The sequence below is a fragment of the Brucella pituitosa genome (assembly GCF_003049685.1).
In the GTDB taxonomy this organism is placed as follows: domain Bacteria; phylum Pseudomonadota; class Alphaproteobacteria; order Rhizobiales; family Rhizobiaceae; genus Brucella; species Brucella pituitosa.
The window spans coordinates 1,269,372-1,289,793 of sequence record NZ_PYSY02000002.1 but is presented as its reverse complement, the minus strand read 5'-3'; the positions used below and the strand labels follow the sequence as shown (position 1 = coordinate 1,289,793).

The window sequence follows — 20,422 nt, the reverse complement described above, 5'->3', positions numbered from 1 at the left end:
GAAGCTGCATTTGCATTCCCCTTATCAAAATCATTATCTGCAATCAGATTGACAAAAAAGAATATAAAGTGATTATTTTTATAAAATAGTGACGATATCGTCAGCCTAACTTACTTTTAAGAAAGTCACTGCCATGGATGAGCTGGACAAGAGACTGGTCACTGAGCTCCGCATCAACGGTCGCGCTTCTGTTCCACAGCTCGCGGAACTCCTAGGCGTTGCACGTGCCACAGCGCAAAAGCGTCTCGACCGGCTGATTGCCAATGGCGACATCAAAGGCTTCACGGTCCGCGTTCGCGATGACATCGGCAAGGATCAGATCCGTGCGTTCATGCTCATCGAAATGTCGGGCTCGTCACTGAAAGCAACGATCAGCGCAATCAAACGCGTTCCCGGCCTGACCGGCGTATTCAACACCAATGGCATCTGGGATGTGATCGCCGAACTGGAAGTCTCGACCATCTCTGAGCTCAATGAAGTGATTTCGACAATCCGCTCGCTTCAAGGGGTCAGCAAAAGCGAAACCTTCATCATGCTTGGGCCAGCATAAAGCAACCTGTTTACCCTCTTTGCCGACTATTTATAAGCTTTATCGGAACCAAAGCAGACGCCAACTCGTTACTCCGCACACATTCACTTAACAGAAAAGTGGCCGATGCATGTTCTATACTGCAGGGCCGCTATTCTGTTGCGTGGAGTAATATTAAAACCAAACGCAAGAAGGCGGTGGCGAATGGCGCAAAGCGATGCTGCAAGCAGCTCATCTCAGGCTACACCATTACAAATTCACGATATTAAGGTCATCGACAACACGAAACTCAAAAAAGCCATTACTGCAGCGGCCCTGGGCAATGCGATGGAGTGGTTCGATTTCGGCGTCTATGGCTTCGTAGCCTATGCTTTGGGGCAGGTTTTCTTTCCCAATGCAGCACCCGGCATTCAGACCATTGCAGCTCTCGCTACATTCTCTGTGCCCTTTCTGGTGCGCCCTCTCGGTGGCCTGTTCTTTGGCGTCATGGGCGACCGTTTCGGGCGACAAAAGGTTTTGTCACTCACAATCATCATCATGGCTGCCAGCACTTTCTGTATCGGCCTTATCCCGTCCTATGCCACAATCGGCATCTGGGCCCCGATCCTTCTGCTGCTTTGCAAGCTGGCACAGGGCTTTTCCGTAGGCGGCGAATATACGGGCGCTGCGATCTTCGTCGCAGAATACGCGCCAGACCGTCGTCGCGGCTTCCTCGGTAGCTGGCTCGACTTCGGCTCCATTGCAGGCTTTGTGCTCGGTGCAGGCCTCGTCGTGTTTCTCAGCACGATGGTCGGAGAACAAGACTTTCTGGATTGGGGCTGGCGTATTCCATTCTATCTCGCCGCCCCGCTCGGCTTGATCGGGCTTTATCTTCGCCATGCCGCAGAGGAAACACCTGCTTTCACACAACAGCTTGAAGCACTGGAAAAAGCAGATCGCGATGCCATCGAAGATCGTCCGATGGTGTCCTTCAAAGAGATCATCAACAAATATTGGCGTGCATTGTGCGTTTGTATCGGCATGGTTCTGGTGACGAATGTCACCTATTACATGCTGCTCACCTATATGCCGACCTATCTCTCCCAGAGCCTCGGCTATTCCGAAGATCGTGGGGTTCTCATCATCATCGTGGTGATGATCGGAATGCTGTTCGTGCAGCCCGTTGTCGGTTTTCTCAGTGACCGGTTTGGCCGCAGGCCGTTCCTGATCATCGGCAGCGTCGGCTTGCTGCTATTTGCCCTGCCAGCCTTCCATCTTATTGCCAGCGGACACATTGCGACTATTTTTGCCGGCTTGCTGATATTGGCGATATTGCTCAACTGTCTGACCGGCATCATGGCATCGACACTGCCAGCACTGTTCCCGGCACGCATTCGCTATAGCGCGCTTGCGGCAGCCTTTAATATTTCGATCATTGTTGCGGGTCTGACCCCAACTGTTGCCGCATGGCTCGTCGAGGCAACAAATAATATCTATTTGCCCGCCTATTATTTGATGTGTGCAGCCGTTGTGGGTCTCATCACGGCATTCTTCCTGCCCGAAACGGCCAATAAGCCGCTGCGTGGCGACACGCCAAGTGCCTCCAACAAAACGGAAGCCAAGCTGTTGCTCAAGGAGGCCTATTCCCACATCGAGGAACGCGTTGACAAGCTTGATGACGAGATTCTTTCGCTGGAGCAGCAGATCGAAGAGCTGCAGCAACGCCGCCAGGCGCTCGTTGACAGGCATCCAAAATTAAGCTGATCCGCACCAGCTTTCAGCCTGTTGCTCACCAAGCCCCATCAGATCAATGGCGCGCGCTGCGATCTGTTGGGCAACATCTTCTACCGTTTGTGGATGCAGATAAAAGGCCGGTACCGGCGGCATCACGATTGCACCCATTTCGGTGACCGTACACATATTGCGCAAGTGGACCAGATGCAGCGGTGTCTCGCGCGTGATCAAAAGCAGCCTGCGCCGCTCTTTCAACTGCACATCGGCCGCGCGCGTCAGCAGACTATCGCTGAACCCGTGGGCGATGGATGCTAACGTGCGCATGGAACAGGGCGCCACGATCATACCGGCGGTCGGAACCGATCCGCTGGCAATCGCAGCTCCCACGTCCTCGATCGAATAGGTCTTTTCTGCCAGCCGATGCAGCATTGAATAGCCGTTCGGGCCCAGCTCATAGCGCAGTGTCCGCTCTGCCGCCTGCGATATGACAAGATGCGTTTCAACGCCCTGCATCCTGTTCAGACATTCCAGTATTTTCAACGAAATCAATGATCCAGACGCGCCGGACACACCCACGACTACACGCTTCATCGTCTCGTCTCCCGGTCAATGCCCAATTCGCCCCACATTGCGTCCACCCGCGCAATGGTCTCTTCATTCATGGAAAGGACGTTGCCCCATTCGCGATCCGTTTCCGCCCCGATCTTATTGGTCGCATCAAGCCCGAGCTTGCCGCCAAGCCCTGAGCGCGGGGACGCGAAATCGAGATAATCCACCGGCGTTTGATCGAGCGTCACCAGATCACGGCTCGCATCAAAGCGTGTCGAAAGTGCCCAGAGCACATCATCCCAATTGCGCACATCAATGTCGGGATCGACGGCGATGATAAGCTTAGTGTAACTGAATTGCGGCAGCATCGACCAAAGCCCCATCATGACCCTGCGCGCTTGCCCCGGGTATCGCTTGTCGATTGCCACTACCATTGCGCGATAGGAACAGGCGGCAGGCGGCAGCCAGAGATCGGTAATCTCTGGAAACTGCTTGCGCACAACCGGCACAAACAGCTGGTTCATCACTTCGCCGAGCTTTGAAGGCTCGTCAGGCGGTCGCCCCGTGTAAGTGGAAAGATAGATCGGGTTCTTGCGCATGGTGATTGCGCTAAGACGCATAATCGGAAATTCTTCAACGCTGTTATAATAGCCGGTGTGATCACCATAGGGACCTTCTGGCGCGGTTTCGCTCGCCGATACAAAACCTTCAAGCACAATTTCCGCATTGGCTGGCACAGTGAGTGGCACCGTGCGCCCCTCTGCGATCGCAGGCCTTCGTCCCGACAAAAGGCCCGAAAATGCAAGCTCGCTCATCCCTTCCGGCAAGGGCATGACAGCCGCCAGAATTGCTGCCGGATCGGCCCCGATTGCAACGGCAACCGGCATATCTTTCCCCGCTTTTTGCCACATACGATGATGCCGGGCACCACCGCGATGCGCCAGCCAACGCATGATCAGCCTGTCTGGCCCAAGCTTCTGCATCCGGTAGATGCCGATATTAATGTCAGAGGGATCATCTGGCGCACAGGTGATGACCAGAGGCCATGTCACCAGCGGCGCAGGCTCTCCCGGCCAGCACCATTGTATCGGCAACATGCCGAGATCAATCGCCTCACCTTCATGCACGACTTCATGCACCGGCGCACGCGTGACACGACGTGGTCGCATTGCCATAGCGGCTTTTGCCAAAGGCAGCTTGCTCCATATTTCGCCTGCTGAACGCGGCGGGGTTGGCGCTCGCAGCTCGGCCAACAGATTGGCCAAAGCAGGCAGCTCCTCAGGCGTGCGACCAAGCCCCCAGGCAATCCGCCGCTTGGCACCAAAGAGATTGGCGAGAAGCGGAATGGTTTGCACTTTGCCCTCGGCATCGACCGGCTTTTCAAACAGCAAGGCCGGGCCATCGGCTGTGAAAACACGCTTATGAATCTCGGTGATCTCATGCACGAGCGAAACCGGACGCCGGATGCGGACAAGATCTCCGCGCATTTCAAGTTCCGACACGAAACTCTGTAGATCGTCATAAGAGGAAGGCAGTGATGAGGCATTTTTCATGCCTCACTTTGAATACGCAATTCTTCTGCCGTCTTTGATCCAGATCAAACTCTTGCGGGCTTGAATCACCTAGTCCTTGTGAAGACGTCACAAAGCAGGTGCGCATAGAAGTGTCTGGAGCAAAATCATGATGAAAATTCCGCCCGCCGTGGTCGCCCCGGTTCGGTTTGTTCCGCCATTTCTGCTCAGCCCGATCGTTTCTCGCGTGTTCTTTCAGGTTATCCGCGCACATCCCGGCCTGTTTGAACGGTTAGGGGAGCACGTCAACAAACGGTTTGGGTTCAGACCATCGGATTTGCCCCTCGCTTTTCTGGTTGAACCAGGGGCCCCGCGCATTTCGGTACTGCGCAGCAGCGCAGAATTTGTGACCGATGCCGCTATCGAAGGCCCACTCGTGATGCTGCTTGCCCTTCTCGAAGGCAAGCTCGACGGCGATGCCTTGTTCTTTTCGCGCGACATCACGGTGACTGGCGATATGGAAGCCATGCTTGCCCTGCGCAATGCGCTGGATGATTGCAATGTCGACCTGCCAGCCGACCTTGGAAAAGGGGCGGGGCCTTTCGCGCCGGTGGTACGGACCATCGCAGGTTTTGTTCGCGACAGAGCGCTCGCCGCCGACACAAAAGAGGATGCTCGCTCATGGAACTGATCTGTCCTGCCGGAACACCCTCCGCATTTCGCGAAGCCGTGCAAGCCGGAGCGGATGCAGTTTATTGCGGCTTCCGCGATGAAACCAACGCACGCAATTTTCCGGGGCTCAACTTCAGCCGTGAGGAGTTGCGGGAAGCGATCAATTTCGCCCATGCGCGGCGCACACAGATCTTCGTCGCCATCAACACCTTCATGCGCGCAGGCGATGAGCAACTCTGGTACAAGGCCGTTGATGACGCCTCGGCATTGGGTGCCGATGCAGTGATCCTCGCTGATTTTGGCCTCATGGCCTATACGGCTGAGCGCCACCCGCAGCAGCGGCTGCATGTTTCAGTACAGGCTTCGGCTTCCAATGCCGACGCGATCAGCTTTCTGATTGATGCCTTCAAGGCAAAGCGCGTGGTACTGCCGCGTGTGCTGACGATCCCCGATATCGCGAAGCTCGGACGCAAGATCGCCTGCGAAATGGAAGTCTTCGTCTTTGGTGGCTTATGCGTCATGGCCGAAGGGCGCTGCTCCCTTTCATCCTACGCCACCGGACGCTCACCCAATATGAACGGTGTCTGCTCGCCTGCAAGCCATGTGCGGTATCGGAACGAAGGTGCCGAACTCGTTTCGGAACTCGGCGATTACACCATCAATCGCTTTCCGGCAGGCGAAGCCGCAGGCTATCCGACCCTTTGCAAAGGGCGCTTCAACATCGGTGATGAAGAAGGCTACGCCTTTGAAGACCCGGTTTCTCTTGATGTGATGAACCACATAGACGAACTCCGTGCGGCCGGTGTTTCAGCCTTGAAAATCGAAGGACGACAGCGCGGCAAAGCCTATGTCGCGGAAGTGGTATCGACACTTCGTCAAACACTTGCCGCCGGACCCGAAAAACGGGCGGCCCTGCTTTCACGACTGCGCGCATTGAGTGAGGGTCAGCAGACCACATCGGGCGCCTATGAAAAACGCTGGAGATAGCCATGCCAGTTTCAAGCTGTAATCCCAGCCTTAGCCTCGGGCCTGTTCTCTTTCTCTGGGACGGCCCGAAATGGCGCGATTTCTATTTCCGCATTGCCGATGAAGCTCCGGTCGATCACGTCACGCTCGGTGAAATCGTTTGCTCCAAACGATTCCATTTCATCGATCCCTACATGGCAGATGTGATCGAGCGTCTGGAACAGGCAGGCAAGACAATCAGCCTCGGCTCGCTTGCACTCGTCATGCTTGAACGCGAAGCAAAGCATGTCCGGCAGACCGCCGAACAATCGCTCTTTCCGGTCGAAGCCAACGACCTGTCGGCATTGGGCCTGCTGGCTGGCAAGCCGCACATGGTTGGCCCACTGGTCAATGTTTACAACGCCGCCACCGCCAAGGTTCTGGCTCAGCGCGGCGCACAATCCATCTGCCTGCCACCGGAACTTCCGTTGGCTTCAATTCGTGAAATCATCAAGGGAGCGCCAGATGTTGCCTTCGAAATCTTCACTTTCGGTCGCGTACCACTCGCCATTTCAGCGCGTTGCGCCCATGCACGCTCTAAAGGACACATCAAAGACAATTGTCAGTTTGTTTGTGCCGAGGAGCCGGACGGTCTGCCAGTCAAAACACTCGATAGCCAGTCGTTCCTTGCCCTGAATGGGGTGCAGACACTGTCGCATACGTGTCAGGCACTCATTGAAGACATGCCTGACCTGAAAGCCGCGGGCGTTGCCCGGTTCAGGCTGTCGCCGCAGGATTGCGATATGGTTGCTGTCGCAAAAGTGCATGACGATGTGCTGTACGAACGTATCGATACTGAAGAAGGCCTTGCCCGATTGCAGGCGATCTATCCAGCCGTCCCGCTTTCCAACGGGTTTCTGCATGGCGGCATTGGTGCGGCCTGGGTCAGCCGACACAAAACCGCGTCCGTCATGCATAGCTGAGGAACGTTAGCTGGCAGCTGATAGAACTTTGAGCGAGACGGCGCTTTCCAGCCACGCTGCAAGAGCCGTCCTGTCGGGCGACAGCAACACACCGCAATCACCTGCAAAGTCGCGCCAGTCACCCACATAAGCATCACGCACAACGGTCAGCACCGGAATCTGCTTTGAATAAGCAGCCTCAATGACCGCACGAAAGCCATGACCTTCGGCTTCACTTTTGCCGAAGCGATTGAGGATCAGTAAATCGACGCCTGCATCGATCTCGGCAAGCAAGGGACCAGCGACATCTGCAAGTGCTGCGGGATCAAGGCGGCAGCCGCGCGATCCTGAACCGAGCGGCTGAGAGATGAGATGCCTGACGCCGGTGCCGATCCGTTCAATGACAATTTCACGGCAGCAATCGTCTGCATCAGAGCTGCGGTGCTGCAAGAAGCCTGCGACCTTCAATCCACAAGCCTCACTCTGCGCAGTAACTTCTGCCAAAAGCAGATCAACGGATACGTCTTTGTCGGCAAGAACTGCTGCGAGGATCGGCTGTGTAGTCATTTGCTTTTTCCTCATTAAACAGAAGTTGACGCCGGAAGCTTCCGGCATAGTGATTTTGCTGAAAACTAGCCCGCGAGCATTCGATAGATCGCGGGCAGAGCAACTGGCAATTTCGCAAGTTTTGCAACCATTGCAAAGCCACCATGTCCGAAAAGTGCAGGCAGATAAGCATTGGCCTCGCGGTCAACCGTCACTGCAAAGACATTAACGCCCTTGGCGCGCGCTTCACTCACAGCCCGGCGTGTATCTTCCAGTGCAAAGCGTCCTTCATAATGATCGACATCATTCGGTTTGCCATCAGTTAAAAGCAGCAGAAGCTTTTTTCGGTTGTGCTGTTCGCTGAGTTTTGCCGTTGAATGGCGCATGGCAGCACCCATGCGGGTGTAAAAGCCCGGCTTCAGAGCTGCAATGCGATGCTCAACCGTTGGGCTGAAAGCCTCATCGAAATCCTTCACAGTTTCAACCCGCACCCAGGAGCGTCGCCGTGACGTGAAAGTCAGGATCGAACAGCGGTCGCCACAAGCAGCAATGCCATTGGCCAGAACCAGAAGCGCCTCTTTCTCCACGTCAAGCACGCGGCGATTATCCACCCATGCATCGGTTGAAAGCGAAACATCGACCAGAAGCGTTACGGCCAGATCATTGGCCTGCGGGCGGCTCATCAGATGCACCCGCTCGCTGCCCTGCCCGCCAGCCGCAAAATCACAGCGCGAACGCACCACCGCATCGAGATCAAGATCATTGCCATCAAGCTGCGCACGCATCATTTCGCGACCGGGCCGCAGGATTTCGAACTGACGCCGCACTCGCCGTACAAGACTTCGCGCTTCGTCATCCAGTGCCAGCGCGTCTTCACGCTCCTGCACCGGCGCTGCCAGAACGCTGCAATGATCCTGAAGATAAGTTGCTTTGCGATAATCCCATTCCGGATAGGTAAGCTTGGCAGTCAGCAGGCTGCGATCAACCGCTTCCGGCGGCAGATCAAGATCGAAGCGAAAGCGGGCAGCAGGCCTGCCCCTGCGCTCGCCCAATGTCAGATCATCGAGTTCATCGGCGGATTTTGCATTCTGCTCATCACTGTCATCCGAAGGTCGGTCAACGCTGACCATTTCCGCCATGGCGAGAATTTTCTCAAAGCGATTGAGAATGAACGGGCTTCTGTCGGTAAGTCGTGCGTCCTGCTTCTCGCGCTGCGCTATCTGACGACCGGTTTCAGCACCTTCAGCCTGCGAGTTGCGGACGGGTTCGTCTTCCGCTGCGCGGGATGCTGTTTCATCGCGCCGGATAAGCCCCGGCCAAAGCGGAACGGGAAGGATCGGCAGATAGCCCGCAGGAGCACGATGCGGGAAAATGGCTGGAAGACTGAAATCCGGCAGACTAGCGCCGTCTTTCAGCAGTGAAAGAATACGCTCTTCGACAAGCTGTTCGAGTTGATTGAGCCGTCTATTCGGCCGTGCTTCCAGTATCGCATCACAAAGCCGCGCATAGCGATCTTCCAGCCCCGGAAATAATTCGCAGGCTTTTGCCGCCGTTTCCGCTGCCATATCGAGAACCACGAGGTCGCGGCGTAACGGATCATCAGGCATGGCTTCCAGATCAGTTGGCATGATCGCCATATAGCCCGCAAGCCAGACATAGAGATCGTAATTCAGTGTGCGATCAGGAAAGAGCGCAATTTCGGGCGGCAACATCAATGTCGCTTCATCGCGCAGGGGGTGGTTTAGTTTCTCCTCGCCCAAAGCCATACGCTGCCGTAAGCCCAACCGATGCCCGGAGGTTCGGGCACGGGCTGGGGCAATCTGCACGGCGACATCGCCACCAAAACCGCGGAAGCAAATCGCAAGTCGCTGACGAATATCGGCAAGCTTCACGGCCTGATCGGGATATTGCGGCCATGATCCGGTCTTGCCGATAAGCCGATGCCAGGCGCGGCCAACTGTTTCTTCAAGCTCCAGAAAATCCAGCATGATGTGCCCGCCTATTTCAACATTGCATCGGCGATTTCGAGCAGTGCCGCCTTCACATCCGGCTCATCGGTCAGCGGTTCGATCATCGCCGCACGCGCGGCCTCGCGCTGCGGCATGCCAGCATCAATCAATGACGCGCAGTAGACCAGCAGACGTGTTGAAACACCTTCTTCCAGATCGTGGCCCTTAAGCCCGCGCAGACGATGGGCAAGTGCTACAAGCGGCACCACTTTATGCGCCTCAAGGCCGCTTTCGGCACTCACCACCGCAATTTCCTGTTCTTTGGGCAAGAAATCGAACTCAATTGCCACGAAACGCTGACGCGTACTTGGCTTCAGGGATTTGAGCAGGTTTTGGTAACCCGGATTATAAGACACGACGAGCATGAAGCGATCCGGCGCTTCAAGCAGCTCGCCGGTACGCTCCAGTGGCAGAATGCGGCGGTCGTCGGTCAGCGGATGCAGGACCACGGCCACATCCTTGCGCGCTTCAACAATCTCGTCGAGATAGCAGATGCCGCCTTCACGCACGGCGCGGGTCAAAGGTCCATCAACCCAATGGGTGTCTCCGCCTTTTAACAGATAACGTCCGGTCAGATCGGCCGCCGCCAGATCGTCATGACAGGAAACCGTCGAGAGCGGCAAGCCGAGCCTCGCTGCCATGTGGCTTACAAACCGCGTCTTGCCGCAGCCAGTCGGACCTTTAAGAAGCAGTGGCAGCTTTCGTTTCCATGCCAGTTCAAACAGGGCGCATTCATTGCCGGATGGGCTGTAAGCGGGGATGGATGTATCAATTGTTTCTATATTCTTGAGAACGCTATTCATGGCCGTCTTCCTATTTGTTTAAGTGAAAAAGCCCCACCTTCTGGCAGGGCTTTTGCATCGATTATTCAGCGGGCTGTACGAAGCCAGAGGTGCTTTCGCGGCGTTCCTTACCCGGAACCAGCACGGCCCAGATGAACATGAAAGCCGAGATCACCACCACGACGCCGGAGCCGAGACGTATCCAGTAGAAAAGTGCCAGCTGATCCTGCACGACCATGAAGCTCTCGCCCAGAACACGCTGCAGATGGGTCTGCACCACGCCTGCAAAAGTGAGCGCAAAGGTCATGACGGACATCGCCGTGCACATGGCCCAAAAACTCACCATGGAGAGCATCTGATTGTAAGGCGCACGCCCGCGCAGCTCGGGGATCGCATAGGCCATGACTGCGAGATTAAGCATGACATAAGCGCCGAAGAAGGCGAGGTGGCCGTGGGCGGCGGTAAGCTGTGTGCCGTGGGTGTAATAGTTGACCGAAGACAGCGTGTGCAGAAAGCCCCATACGCCTGCACCAAAGAAGGCCATCACCGAACAACCGATCGACCAGAGTAATGCCGCACGGTTTGGATGTTTGCGGCCGGCCTTCCATGTCATCACGAAGGTAAACATAACCATAGTGAAGAATGGAGCGACTTCCAGCGTCGAGAACAGCGAACCGATCCACTGCCAGTAGCCCGGCGCGCCGATCCAGTAATAGTGGTGACCTGTTCCAAGAATGCCGGAGAACAGCGCCAGACCGACAATGACGTAAAGCCATTTTTCGACAACTTCGCGGTCGATACCGTTGAGCTTGATCATCAGGAAGGCGAGGATCGACGCCATGATGAGTTCCCACACGCCTTCAACCCACAGATGGATAACATACCACCAGTAGAGCTTGTCGATGGCGAGATTGACCGGGTTATAGAAGGCAAAGAGGAAGAACAGAGACAGTCCCCACAGACCAAACAGTAGAATGTTGGTAACTGTCGTCTTCCGGCCCTTCAATGCTGTCATCGTAATGTTGAACATAAACGTGAGACAGACGACGAGAATACCAACCTTGATGATGAATGGCTGTTCGAGAAACTCACGGCCTTCATGGATCTTGAAGAGATAACCCACCACCGCAACACCTGCTGCGACAAAGAACATCCAGAACTGGATGACGGCAAGCTTGGTGCTATAGAGCTCAGTCTCTGTCTCTTCAGGCAGCAGATAATAGGTCGAGCCCATGAAGCCCATCAGCAGCCAGACGACCAGCGCATTGGTGTGGATCATGCGGACAATGTTGAAGGGCAGAAGCTCGGAGAGCGTATTGGGCAGGACATAGATTGTCCCGGCCAACACACCGAACGCGACCTGGGCTACGAACAGGACGAGTGCTCCGTAGAAATAGAGCATCGCAACCTTTTGGCTTTCATATTTCATATCATAAAACTCCGTTCATCCCGCGCCTTAGCCTGCCTCATTGGGCGGCCAGTCCTGCGTCTTGATGCGGCTGGTCCATTCCAGGAAATCAGCCAGATCGTTGAGTTCCTGTTCGCTCAGGTTGAACTGCGGCATCTGACGACGCCCCTCAATTCCCGTAGGCTGCGCCTGCATCCAGGCTTTCATCGTCTCGCGTGCGCCTTCGGGGTCATCTACACCGCCATAACGCTTCCAGACATTGCCGAGTTCAGGAGCAAAGTAAGCGCCCTCACCCAGCAGCGTGTGGCAGTTGATGCAGGAATTTTTCTCCCAGACGTGTTTGCCTCGCGCGACCCCTTCGGTGAGCGTCGATTCATCCGTGGATGTGGTTTTCATGTAGTAGTGGCTGTGCGCCGTCAGTCCCACGAAGATCGCGAAAAAGAAAATAGAACCGCCGTAGAAGACGTTTCGGGCGCCGGTCTTGGTTAGGCGTTCTGCCATCCCCTTCGTCCTTTCATTGGCCGAAGGCGGAGCCCCGGCATCAAATCCCCCGTCGATAGTGCGGCTGGTCAATCCCCTCGCCAGCATCACGGGACTGCATCCTTCTATCGGGCAGAGAAAAGACGTCTTTGCGTTTTGGCAAAGACCGGAGCATTTCCGAGCCAAAAGTGCGAAGCGGTTTTGCGTCGGATAATGCGTAAAAACAAAGACCGGAGCAGTTGTTCAGAGGAGGAGGCTCACTGCGACAGAACGCACCAGCGCCAGTGTGAGCAGAACGGCGGGCCACATCAGCAAGACAGGCTTCAATGCACCTTTGGTGCCGCGCATTTCCATGAAGTCGAGGATGACGAACCAGCCTTTTGCAAAGGCAAGAATCAGCACAACAACAATTGCTGTAAGCATGTCGCCGCTGAACCCGGCGATCAGCGCACCACTCATTGCAAGTGCCAGCAAAATGAGAAGCGTGCGGTTGAGGGACGGGTGTTCGTCACTTTTCATTTGATAGCCTCACGCAAGATAAAGCACCGGGAACATCACCAGCCAGACGAGATCAATCGCGTGCCAGAGCGTTGTGATGAGCAGAACATTGGAAGCAGACGGTCGCCATGCGACCAGCGCCAGAATGATTGATCCGAACAGAACGTGCATGAGGTGAAAGCCGGTGAGAAGAAAGTAAAGTTCGAAAAATGCCCCCACAGCTTCATCGCCTACGAATTGGATTTCGTGTGAATATTCGACGAGTTTGACGACCACGAAAGCAAGACCGAAAAATGCCGCTCCCAGGAGCGGGCGTCTTACCGCCTTTGCATTATGTCGTTGTCGCACAGCGATTGCGGCCTGCCAGCCACTTATCAGCAGCACAACGGTGTTGGTTGCAGCCAGACCCGGGCTGAGATGCGCCCGCAACTGTATAACGCCTTCGGAATTGATGATCGACATAACCATGAAGGCGATCAGTAAAATTGCAAAAGTGATAAGCTCGCTCCAGACGAGAATCCAGAGCAGGAGGTTGTCCGCCGGTTCTTCATCTGAAATTGTTGCCGCGAAGGCAGTGTCTTCTGTTCCAAGCATGGATCTTGCCTAGCCCGCTCATCCCCCATCTTCTTTGCGTTGTGACAAAGAAAAATCATGTGCGCGGATGCATCGTTCCTTTTCAACGCAAGGAATGTTTCAATGACGGATGCACAGATCGGACTCATGGTTGCCACGCCCGCAATCATTGGCTTTTCATTGGTTCTCTATCGTATGGGGGCCTTGCAGGGTGCGGGCACGCTTTCAGCAGTTGCAGCATCTATCGTGATCGCTATCGTGCTGTTCTTTGGTCAATAGAGCACTTCCATTCTATGATGAATCATAGGAAATGCTCTATCTGATTGTTTTTATGCATGTCTTTATCCCAAAACCGGTTCCCACTTTTGGGAGACATGCTCTAGTTGCGAACAGGGATTGATCCAGAACAAGGCAGATCTGTCAGAAAGCCATTACGACAGCTCCAGTTAAGACTGAAACGTTGGAACCCCTGTAACTATTTTTTTACGCATTATCCGACGCAAAACCGCTTCGCATTTTTTACTGGAAATACGGGAAATCGTTGTCTTGTTTGAGATGCATCAAAGCAGCATCGCATCATCCAGATTAGAATAGCTCTCATGATGGCGCTGGCTGTCGTCATCATCTTTCGACAGTGACGGCCTTGGAAAACTATAATGTCAATCGAACCTGTTTCGGTAAATCCTGTCATCGACGTGCGCACCATTCCGCCCATCACGCGACATGCGACGATCTTTTCCATGATCGATGCGCTTGAGCCGGGCGATGCGCTGGAGATTGTCAACGATCACGATCCAGTGCCTTTGCGTCGCCAGCTCGAAGCCCGCAATCCCGGCGACTTTTCGTGGGTCTATAAAGAGACCGGCCCTATCTGGCGTGTCGAAATTGCACGACGCAAGCTCCATGGTTCAGACCATGAATGCACTTGCGGCAATCACTAACCTTTTTTCATGAAGGGTTGAGATGATCGGTGCCGCGCTTTCCCGCTGGACTTTGTCCTATTTTGCAGCCTCCCTCACCTTCCTCATAATCGGGGTTGGACTGATGGCAGGCGGCTTTGGCTATCCGTTCCACGGAATTCGGGCACCGGAAACTCTCATCCTCGTCCACATCATCGCTATCGGCTGGCTGGCATTGCTGATGAGCGGCGCGCTGCTGCAGTTTGTGCCTGTTCTGGTTGCAAAACCCCTTTGGGGAAGTTCCGCACAGCTGCCAGCACTTTTGTTGTTGCTCACCGGGCTGCTCGGACTGCTTTCAGGCTTCGCAGGAATGGCCGGGCTGCTCGACGATACGATCTGGCTGCTTCCCATATCTGGACTGCTTTTGATCGCAGGCTTTTCGCTGATCGTTCTGATGCTCGGAGTGACCATCTGGAAAGCACGACCTATATCGCTACCTACACGCTTTGTTGTCGTCGGCATCAGCTGCCTGCTGATCGTCGCCTGCCTCGGGGGGCTTTATACTTTCGTCCTTTCAGGCGTGACCGATCAGGTGCTGGCCCTTGATATCAGCGGTTCGACCATATCCATCCATGTAGCGCTTGCACTTGGCGGCTGGATGACTTTCACCGCGATGGGCGTGAGCTACCGGTTGCTCACCATGTTCATGCTTTCGCCTGACAGCAACACGAAACGAACCAGACTTTTGTGGTGGTTCGGCCTCGTCGCATTGATGATCCTTGGCCTCAGCATCGCAGTTTTTGCTTTCGGTATCGGTCAGCCGGAGATCGCATTATCCATCGCGCTTATTCCGGGCATCGCTTGCATTATTCTTTATGCTCTCGACGTGCGCGCGATCTATCGGCAGCGCAAACGCAAAGTCATTGAATTAAACAGCACTGCCAGTATCTCCGCGTTTGCAGCATTGCTGATTTCCATGGCACTCGCCCTGACAATGCTCTCAACCGGCATGACCGATCAGATGGTCTCGGCGCTCATTTATCTCTTTGTCTTCGGCTGGCTTTCAGGCCTCAGCCTCGCACAGCTTTACAAGATCGTTCCGTTTCTCACCTGGCTCGAATGTTATGGCCCCGTTATGGGCCGCGTGCAGACACCGCGCGTTCAGGACATGGTGCGTGAGCAAAATGCCCGCCACTGGTTCATCCTTTATTATGGGAGCGTCGGGTTTGGCACATTGGCACTGATCTTCAACTATCCAATCATTTTCAGACTGTCATCTGCACTCAGCCTCATCGCTATTCTGGCTTTGAGCATTCACTTTTTCCGCGCCCGGCGGCTTCTGGACGTACCGACCAGTTTGCGCCTGCCCAACGGCGTGACCCTACCCAACCTTATCCATGCCGGTACGCCCGTGTTCAGGAGGTCGAAATGACATTATCCATTCAGGAAATCGCTCATCGTGAGCTGGATGTGCGGCCCTTGCTTAAAAGCGGGGTGGAGCCGTTTCAGGCAATCATGGATGCCGCGGAAAATCTGCTGCCCGGCCAAAGCCTTTTGCTCATAACGCCGTTCAAGCCGGTTCCGCTCTTTGCGGTCATGGAACGCAAAGGCTTCCTTGCAGAGCCGCAGCCAATCGGCGAAGGCGACTGGCAAACGCTGTTTTCTCCGTCGCAGGAAACTGTGCCGGAAATACAGCTTTCCAACAATGTGAGTTCACCCGATATCTGGCCCGAACCTTCGCATTATCTCGATTGCTCAGACATGCAGCCACCAGAACCGATGGTTCATATTCTGGCAGAACTCGAACGCATGACAGGCGGTCAGGTCTTGTTCGCTCTGCTGCATCGCGAACCGCTCTTCCTGTTTCCGGAGCTTGAAAGGCGCGGCCATGAATGGGTCGGCAATTTTGATGAAACCGGCAGCGCCTACCGCATCATGATCCGTGTTGGTGAAGCGTGAGGACAAATCCATGCAAAGCGAGAACGATGGCCAACTCGAATATGCCATTCTTGATGCGCTGCGGCTGATACTCGATCCGGAGCTGGGCGTTAATCTGGTTGATCTGGGCATGATCTACCATATTGAGATCGTGGGCAACGGAACGGTCAATGTGCAGATGACCACGACGACACCGGGCTGTCCTGCTGCCGGATTTCTCATTGAAGCCGTGCAAACATGCGTGGAAGCCGTTGACGGCGTCTCACGTGCCAATATTGAGCTGACATATGAACCTCCCTGGATGCCGGAGATGGCACTGCCGGAAGTTCAGTCTCGCTTCACGGGTCTCTCTTTATAATAAACATCGGCTCCGACCGCTTCACGAAAACCAGCGATTGAAATTTATCAATCGCTGGTTTTACTTCTGACAACACGCGTCGGCTGTAATCGTCCTTTGTGCTATCGCAAATAAGCGCTCGCAAATTTGGTGGACTACATTCAACACATTGTAAATAAACGATAATTATTTTATCGATTTATGATCTATGTTGATTGTGGTCAAGGAAGGAACCTGCCCGATCTCCTATACATACAACGACAGAGCAAAGAGCGCTCGGTCCTATCGTATAGGAGAGAATCGATGGCAGACCAGATGCAGATCAACCGCCGCACAATACTTGCAGGAGCAGCACTCGCGGGTGCGCTTGCGCCGGTGTTCGCAACAACATCCGCCTGGGGTAACGGCGCGATCCGGAAGGCCAGTGCAGCGGAAATTGCAGCACTTCCCCGGCAGAAAGTGGAGCTGGTGGACCCGCCATTCGTCCACGCTCACAGCCAGGTCGCAGAGGGTGGGCCGAAGGTTATCGAGTTTACGATGGTGATCGAAGAAAAGAAGATCGTCATCGATGATGCGGGGACTGAAGTTCATGCCATGGCTTTCAATGGCACGGTTCCCGGCCCGCTGATGGTGGTGCATCAGGATGACTATGTTGAGCTGACGCTCATCAATCCTGAAACCAACACGCTCATGCACAATATCGATTTCCATGCGGCAACCGGTGCATTGGGTGGCGGTGGGCTCACCGAGATCAACCCCGGTGAAAAGACGATCCTGCGTTTCAAGGCAACCAAGCCCGGCGTCTTCGTTTATCACTGCGCACCTTCCGGAATGGTGCCTTGGCACGTTGTCTCGGGTATGAATGGGGCGATCATGGTGTTGCCACGCGATGGACTGCACGACGGCAAGGGCAACAAGCTCTCATACGACAAGGTTTATTACGTCGGTGAGCAGGACTTCTATGTGCCGCGCGATGAGGCCGGTCAGTATAAGAAATACGACGCACCGGGCGATTCCTACGAGGACACCGTAAAGGTGATGCGTACCCTGACCCCGACACATGTTGTCTTTAACGGTGCGGTGGGTGCATTGACCGGCGACAAGGCAATGACCGCCAAGGTTGGCGAGAAGGTGCTGATCGTTCACTCGCAGGCCAATCGCGATACCAGACCGCATCTTATCGGCGGGCACGGCGACTATGTCTGGTCAACCGGCAAGTTCAACACGCCGCCAGATCTCGATCAGGAAACATGGTTCATTCCGGGCGGTGCAGCCGCAGCAGCCTTCTACACGTTCCAGCAACCGGGCATCTATGCCTATGTGAACCACAATCTGATCGAAGCCTTTGAACTGGGTGCGGCTGCGCACTTCAAAGTCACCGGCGAATGGAATGACGATCTGATGACCTCGGTTCTGGCACCGTCGGGCATGTAACAAAGAGATCGCGCCTTCCCCAAGCGGAAGGCGCGTTCTCCCGAACTGAACCTTCTTTGGTGATTATCGAATGAGGAAAGGCTCGGGGCCGTATCTGTAAAAGGACACGGCTCCCTGATACCGAATGACCAAAGGTAACAAGAAAAAGCACCTGCGCGATTTGGCCGTAGCTGTGCCCGCCGTTCTGCTGGCAGTGGTGGCTGGTCTGTTTGTAGTCGATGCTGCAGGGCGAGTGGACCGCACGTCTCAGGATACAAAGTTTGAACGTCCGCAGACCATAGTCGTCGCTCCACGCAGCATGACCTATCGCGCCGATGGTGACTTTCAGAAAAACAACTATCCGGTGGATGCGCCACTGACGACGCGTAAACTCGCGCGGTCTTTTGAGATCATGAAATATCAGGTCAGCGCATCCGATTATGAGCGCTGCATTGCCGATGGCGGTTGCCAGCCAGCTGAGGCGCTGCCGCATAATCGAGACGGATTAAGCGTGGACGCACCAATTGTCGGTGTGAGCTACGATGACGCCGAAAACTATGCAAAATGGCTGTCGCAAAAGACCGGTGAAGTCTGGCATCTGCCAACCGACGAGCAATGGGCTTTTGCTGCCGGTTCCCGCTTTACCGATAACGCTCTTGGCATTGAGGATGATGATGCTACCAATCCTGCTTTAAGATGGCTCAAAGACTACGAACAGCAAAGCGCGCGCAAGCTCGAACGCAGACCTGAAGTCCGTTCTGCGGGGGCATTTGGTGAAAACGAACTTGGCATTGCGGATGTTGCCGGTAATGTCTGGGAATGGACGCAGACCTGCCATCGTCGTGTGAATATCGATGCCTATGGCAAGGTCGTTGCGGAAACACCAGTCTGCGGTGTTTACGTGGTCAATGGCAAGCATCGCGCCGCCATGAGCTCTTTCATCCGCAACCCCAAGACAGGCGGCTGCAGCGTGGGTGTACCACCCGACAATCTGGGCTTTCGTCTGGTTCGTGACGGTCGCTGGTATGCCGTCGTTCTGAAACGGCTGAAAGAATTCTCAATATGATGGTTTATGCCTGAATGCCCTATTTTATGCCCCCGAGACTATCCCTTCTTCCTCTTGCTGTGCTAAAGCGACGATGGGGATTTTTAGTAGGGGGTGCGTGATGGCCACGATAGATCGCGGGCTTGTCAGAAAACTATCGTTATTCGCTAAAATGAGCGATGACGAGCTGGACAAGCTTGTATCTTACGCCTCAACGCGGCGTGTCATTGCTGGCGAAACCATTTTTGAGCAGGGCGACGATGCCGTCCTGTTCTTTTTGCTGCTTCACGGTCGCCTCAAGGTCAATCAGGTAACACCGGACGGACAGCAGATCATTGTTCGTATGGTTCATCCCGGCGATCTGTTCGGCTTCGCCAAGGCTTTGCAACGCAGCGACTATCCCGGCACCGCAATGGCTGTTGCGGAAAGCATTGTTCTGGCCTGGCCGACGGAGCTTTGGGACTATTTCGTTGAGCAGAATCCCGGCCTTGCCATGAATGCGATCCAGACCATCGGCAAGCGGCTTGAAGAAGCGCACACCCGCATTCGCGAAATGTCGACCGAGGAAGTTGAACGCCGCGTTGCACATGCTGTTCTCCGTCTTGCCCGGCAAGCGGGCAAGAAGGAAGACGACGGCATCCGCATCGATTTTCCGATCACCCGTCAGGACATTGCCGAAATGACCGGAACAACCCTTCACACGGTTTCGCGTATTCTCAGCAGCTGGGAGACAAAAGGGTTCGTTCGCGGCGGACGTCAAAAACTCACGGTTATCAATATGTCCGGCATCAAACGGCTTGCGGACGGCGATTCTTAAGGCACGATGTCCGTTTTGGCTGTTCGTATGCTTTGTTCTTCAAGCTTCATAAAAAACGCCCTGTCGCCGCCGACTTCAAACATCAAGCTCCGTTCAATCGCCGCAACGTAATCCGGCGATGACGCAATCTTTGCGATTAGGTTCCCACCTCTCCCGGAAAATTCATTTTGTACGGCAATTATATTGATGGTCGCTGCGGACGGTCGGATAGTATCAACGATGTCCCCAGCCGATATGTTGACTATTCTTCTGTTAGAGCCCCAGGAAGCAGCTTTCAGCTCGGCTAAAGCCGCATCTATCGAAAGCGAAAGCGACCTTCTTTCACGAAGGAGGTCAGTTTCAGAACGATCATAACCATAAAGCGCAATTGTTCTGGCGGCTGCATCGGCATCCGCTTCACTGCAAATTTGCGACCATGGCAAAACCACCTCTTCCCTTTGCACCTCAGACCATTCGCGATAGGTGACTGCCACACACTGGTTCGGACCGCTGGTCATGACATTGTGCAAGGAACGCAATGCCGTAACGTGTCCAGCACGCACCATCTGCACAGTGTCAGAATCCGGCAGGGATGATCGATCGACGGCAAAGACAATTGCAGCATCGACACGATCCGAGTGCCCCGACTGATCTGCCACGGCCCGTCCGCTCCAAAACAATAACGATCCAAGCAGCATTGCAGCACCTGAGATCAGAACTTTACGAAACATGGTTGCCGCCCCAATCACCATCACCGACGACCCGTCAGCGGATTGAGCGGGACCATAATCCCCTGATGCGACTGCTAAAATACGGC

The 20,422-nt window shown here is 54.7% G+C and carries 23 protein-coding genes; 13 read left to right on the top strand and 10 right to left on the bottom strand.

The window, feature by feature from the left end:
- Positions 1-133: 133 nt before the first annotated feature.
- The gene (locus C9380_RS18350; protein ID WP_100557622.1) at positions 134-550 is read left to right on the top strand and encodes an Lrp/AsnC family transcriptional regulator; all 417 of its coding nucleotides are present in this window, start codon (positions 134-136) and stop codon (positions 548-550) included.
- A gap of 183 nt (positions 551-733) precedes the next feature.
- The gene (proP, locus tag C9380_RS18345; RefSeq protein WP_024895606.1) at positions 734-2,272 is read left to right on the top strand and encodes a glycine betaine/L-proline transporter ProP; all 1,539 of its coding nucleotides are present in this window, start codon (positions 734-736) and stop codon (positions 2,270-2,272) included.
- Here proP and C9380_RS18340 read toward each other — a convergent pair.
- Together C9380_RS18340 and C9380_RS18335 are read right to left on the bottom strand one after the other, a co-directional pair.
- Positions 2,264-2,833, bottom strand: coding sequence for a UbiX family flavin prenyltransferase (locus C9380_RS18340; protein WP_024895607.1), 570 nt, complete (start codon positions 2,831-2,833; stop codon positions 2,264-2,266). The genes proP and C9380_RS18340 overlap by 9 nt on opposite strands.
- Positions 2,830-4,344, bottom strand: coding sequence for a UbiD family decarboxylase (locus C9380_RS18335; RefSeq protein ID WP_128094231.1), 1,515 nt, complete (start codon positions 4,342-4,344; stop codon positions 2,830-2,832). The genes C9380_RS18340 and C9380_RS18335 overlap by 4 nt, the downstream gene beginning before the upstream one ends.
- Positions 4,345-4,471: 127 nt before the next feature.
- On the opposite strand from C9380_RS18335, the gene ubiT reads away from it, so the two are divergent.
- Genes ubiT through C9380_RS18320 form a run of 3 tightly spaced genes read left to right on the top strand, consistent with a single transcriptional unit; the run spans position 4,472 to position 6,902 of the window.
- Positions 4,472-4,993 carry a ubiquinone anaerobic biosynthesis accessory factor UbiT gene (ubiT, locus tag C9380_RS18330; protein ID WP_105534871.1) on the top strand — a complete coding sequence of 174 codons (522 nt, stop codon included), beginning with the start codon at positions 4,472-4,474 and terminating at the stop codon, positions 4,991-4,993.
- The gene (gene ubiU / locus C9380_RS18325) at positions 4,984-5,961 is read left to right on the top strand and encodes a ubiquinone anaerobic biosynthesis protein UbiU (RefSeq protein ID WP_105534870.1); all 978 of its coding nucleotides are present in this window, start codon (positions 4,984-4,986) and stop codon (positions 5,959-5,961) included. Before ubiT ends, ubiU begins: the two co-directional genes overlap by 10 nt.
- A 2-nt stretch (positions 5,962-5,963) precedes the next feature.
- Positions 5,964-6,902, top strand: coding sequence for a U32 family peptidase (locus C9380_RS18320; protein ID WP_111786690.1), 939 nt, complete (start codon positions 5,964-5,966; stop codon positions 6,900-6,902).
- A gap of 6 nt (positions 6,903-6,908) precedes the next feature.
- Here the strand turns inward: C9380_RS18320 and C9380_RS18315 are convergent, their stop codons facing one another.
- From C9380_RS18315 to C9380_RS18285, 7 genes are all read right to left on the bottom strand, one after another.
- On the bottom strand, positions 6,909-7,448 hold the full coding sequence (locus C9380_RS18315; RefSeq protein ID WP_128094230.1) for a DUF2478 domain-containing protein: 540 nt from the start codon (positions 7,446-7,448) through the stop codon (positions 6,909-6,911).
- A 65-nt stretch (positions 7,449-7,513) separates the two neighbouring features.
- Positions 7,514-9,415, bottom strand: a complete 1,902-nt coding sequence (locus C9380_RS18310; protein ID WP_128094229.1) for a nitric oxide reductase activation protein NorD — start codon at positions 9,413-9,415, stop codon at positions 7,514-7,516.
- 11 nt (positions 9,416-9,426) lie between these two features.
- Positions 9,427-10,239, bottom strand: a complete 813-nt coding sequence (locus C9380_RS18305; RefSeq protein WP_128094228.1) for a CbbQ/NirQ/NorQ/GpvN family protein — start codon at positions 10,237-10,239, stop codon at positions 9,427-9,429.
- A 61-nt stretch (positions 10,240-10,300) separates the two neighbouring features.
- Positions 10,301-11,647: a nitric-oxide reductase large subunit gene (locus tag C9380_RS18300; RefSeq protein WP_128094227.1), complete on the bottom strand. Its 1,347-nt coding sequence runs from the start codon at positions 11,645-11,647 to the stop codon at positions 10,301-10,303.
- A gap of 27 nt (positions 11,648-11,674) precedes the next feature.
- On the bottom strand, positions 11,675-12,127 hold the full coding sequence (locus tag C9380_RS18295) for a c-type cytochrome (protein ID WP_024895622.1): 453 nt from the start codon (positions 12,125-12,127) through the stop codon (positions 11,675-11,677).
- A gap of 222 nt (positions 12,128-12,349) precedes the next feature.
- Entirely contained in the window at positions 12,350-12,625 is a 276-nt protein-coding gene (locus C9380_RS18290) for a cytochrome C oxidase subunit IV family protein (RefSeq protein WP_105706579.1), read from the bottom strand.
- Positions 12,626-12,634: 9 nt separating this feature from the next.
- Positions 12,635-13,198 carry a cytochrome c oxidase subunit 3 gene (locus tag C9380_RS18285; RefSeq protein WP_105706577.1) on the bottom strand — a complete coding sequence of 188 codons (564 nt, stop codon included), beginning with the start codon at positions 13,196-13,198 and terminating at the stop codon, positions 12,635-12,637.
- Between the two features lie 102 nt (positions 13,199-13,300).
- Here C9380_RS18285 and C9380_RS26920 point away from each other — a divergent pair, with 102 nt between their 5' ends.
- The 8 genes from C9380_RS26920 to C9380_RS18250 all read left to right on the top strand — a co-directional run bounded on the left by C9380_RS26920 (position 13,301) and on the right by C9380_RS18250 (position 19,626).
- Complete coding sequence (locus tag C9380_RS26920) at positions 13,301-13,456, top strand: hypothetical protein (RefSeq protein ID WP_007877560.1); 156 nt, start codon at positions 13,301-13,303, stop codon at positions 13,454-13,456.
- 377 nt (positions 13,457-13,833) lie between these two features.
- Positions 13,834-14,118 carry a DUF2249 domain-containing protein gene (locus tag C9380_RS18280; RefSeq protein ID WP_024895625.1) on the top strand — a complete coding sequence of 95 codons (285 nt, stop codon included), beginning with the start codon at positions 13,834-13,836 and terminating at the stop codon, positions 14,116-14,118.
- 22 nt (positions 14,119-14,140) lie between these two features.
- Positions 14,141-15,508, top strand: coding sequence for a hypothetical protein (locus tag C9380_RS18275; RefSeq protein WP_105706575.1), 1,368 nt, complete (start codon positions 14,141-14,143; stop codon positions 15,506-15,508).
- Positions 15,505-16,035, top strand: coding sequence for a DUF2249 domain-containing protein (locus C9380_RS18270; RefSeq protein ID WP_100557610.1), 531 nt, complete (start codon positions 15,505-15,507; stop codon positions 16,033-16,035). Before C9380_RS18275 ends, C9380_RS18270 begins: the two co-directional genes overlap by 4 nt.
- A 10-nt stretch (positions 16,036-16,045) precedes the next feature.
- Complete coding sequence (locus C9380_RS18265; protein WP_024895628.1) at positions 16,046-16,372, top strand: metal-sulfur cluster assembly factor; 327 nt, start codon at positions 16,046-16,048, stop codon at positions 16,370-16,372.
- A gap of 282 nt (positions 16,373-16,654) precedes the next feature.
- Positions 16,655-17,785: a copper-containing nitrite reductase gene (nirK, locus tag C9380_RS18260; protein WP_128094226.1), complete on the top strand. Its 1,131-nt coding sequence runs from the start codon at positions 16,655-16,657 to the stop codon at positions 17,783-17,785.
- A 124-nt stretch (positions 17,786-17,909) separates the two neighbouring features.
- Positions 17,910-18,830, top strand: a complete 921-nt coding sequence (locus C9380_RS18255) for an SUMF1/EgtB/PvdO family nonheme iron enzyme (protein ID WP_105534863.1) — start codon at positions 17,910-17,912, stop codon at positions 18,828-18,830.
- Between the two features lie 100 nt (positions 18,831-18,930).
- A complete protein-coding gene (locus tag C9380_RS18250; protein WP_024895631.1) occupies positions 18,931-19,626 on the top strand; it encodes a Crp/Fnr family transcriptional regulator in 696 nt (231 codons plus the stop codon).
- On the opposite strand, the gene C9380_RS18245 is transcribed toward C9380_RS18250, so the two are convergent.
- Positions 19,623-20,336, bottom strand: coding sequence for a DUF1194 domain-containing protein (locus C9380_RS18245; RefSeq protein WP_164844680.1), 714 nt, complete (start codon positions 20,334-20,336; stop codon positions 19,623-19,625). The two genes, C9380_RS18250 and C9380_RS18245, sit on opposite strands and share 4 nt — an antisense overlap.
- Positions 20,337-20,422: the final 86 nt, after the last annotated feature.

Excerpts from the sequence above, each read along its gene's own strand:
- C9380_RS18350 (WP_100557622.1), top strand. The coding sequence starts at position 134 with ATGGATGAGCTGGACAAGAGACTGGTCACTGAGCTCCGCATCAACGGT.
- proP (WP_024895606.1), top strand. The coding sequence starts at position 734 with ATGGCGCAAAGCGATGCTGCAAGCAGCTCATCTCAGGCTACACCATTA.
- C9380_RS18340 (WP_024895607.1), bottom strand. The coding sequence starts at position 2,833 with ATGAAGCGTGTAGTCGTGGGTGTGTCCGGCGCGTCTGGATCATTGATT.
- C9380_RS18335 (WP_128094231.1), bottom strand. The coding sequence starts at position 4,344 with ATGAAAAATGCCTCATCACTGCCTTCCTCTTATGACGATCTACAGAGT.
- ubiT (WP_105534871.1), top strand. The coding sequence starts at position 4,472 with ATGATGAAAATTCCGCCCGCCGTGGTCGCCCCGGTTCGGTTTGTTCCG.
- ubiU (WP_105534870.1), top strand. The coding sequence starts at position 4,984 with ATGGAACTGATCTGTCCTGCCGGAACACCCTCCGCATTTCGCGAAGCC.
- C9380_RS18320 (WP_111786690.1), top strand. The coding sequence starts at position 5,964 with ATGCCAGTTTCAAGCTGTAATCCCAGCCTTAGCCTCGGGCCTGTTCTC.
- C9380_RS18315 (WP_128094230.1), bottom strand. The coding sequence starts at position 7,448 with ATGACTACACAGCCGATCCTCGCAGCAGTTCTTGCCGACAAAGACGTA.
- C9380_RS18310 (WP_128094229.1), bottom strand. The coding sequence starts at position 9,415 with ATGCTGGATTTTCTGGAGCTTGAAGAAACAGTTGGCCGCGCCTGGCAT.
- C9380_RS18305 (WP_128094228.1), bottom strand. The coding sequence starts at position 10,239 with ATGAATAGCGTTCTCAAGAATATAGAAACAATTGATACATCCATCCCC.
- C9380_RS18300 (WP_128094227.1), bottom strand. The coding sequence starts at position 11,647 with ATGAAATATGAAAGCCAAAAGGTTGCGATGCTCTATTTCTACGGAGCA.
- C9380_RS18295 (WP_024895622.1), bottom strand. The coding sequence starts at position 12,127 with ATGGCAGAACGCCTAACCAAGACCGGCGCCCGAAACGTCTTCTACGGC.
- C9380_RS18290 (WP_105706579.1), bottom strand. The coding sequence starts at position 12,625 with ATGAAAAGTGACGAACACCCGTCCCTCAACCGCACGCTTCTCATTTTG.
- C9380_RS18285 (WP_105706577.1), bottom strand. The coding sequence starts at position 13,198 with ATGCTTGGAACAGAAGACACTGCCTTCGCGGCAACAATTTCAGATGAA.
- C9380_RS26920 (WP_007877560.1), top strand. The coding sequence starts at position 13,301 with ATGACGGATGCACAGATCGGACTCATGGTTGCCACGCCCGCAATCATT.
- C9380_RS18280 (WP_024895625.1), top strand. The coding sequence starts at position 13,834 with ATGTCAATCGAACCTGTTTCGGTAAATCCTGTCATCGACGTGCGCACC.
- C9380_RS18275 (WP_105706575.1), top strand. The coding sequence starts at position 14,141 with ATGATCGGTGCCGCGCTTTCCCGCTGGACTTTGTCCTATTTTGCAGCC.
- C9380_RS18270 (WP_100557610.1), top strand. The coding sequence starts at position 15,505 with ATGACATTATCCATTCAGGAAATCGCTCATCGTGAGCTGGATGTGCGG.
- C9380_RS18265 (WP_024895628.1), top strand. The coding sequence starts at position 16,046 with ATGCAAAGCGAGAACGATGGCCAACTCGAATATGCCATTCTTGATGCG.
- nirK (WP_128094226.1), top strand. The coding sequence starts at position 16,655 with ATGGCAGACCAGATGCAGATCAACCGCCGCACAATACTTGCAGGAGCA.
- C9380_RS18255 (WP_105534863.1), top strand. The coding sequence starts at position 17,910 with ATGACCAAAGGTAACAAGAAAAAGCACCTGCGCGATTTGGCCGTAGCT.
- C9380_RS18250 (WP_024895631.1), top strand. The coding sequence starts at position 18,931 with ATGGCCACGATAGATCGCGGGCTTGTCAGAAAACTATCGTTATTCGCT.
- C9380_RS18245 (WP_164844680.1), bottom strand. The coding sequence starts at position 20,336 with ATGTTTCGTAAAGTTCTGATCTCAGGTGCTGCAATGCTGCTTGGATCG.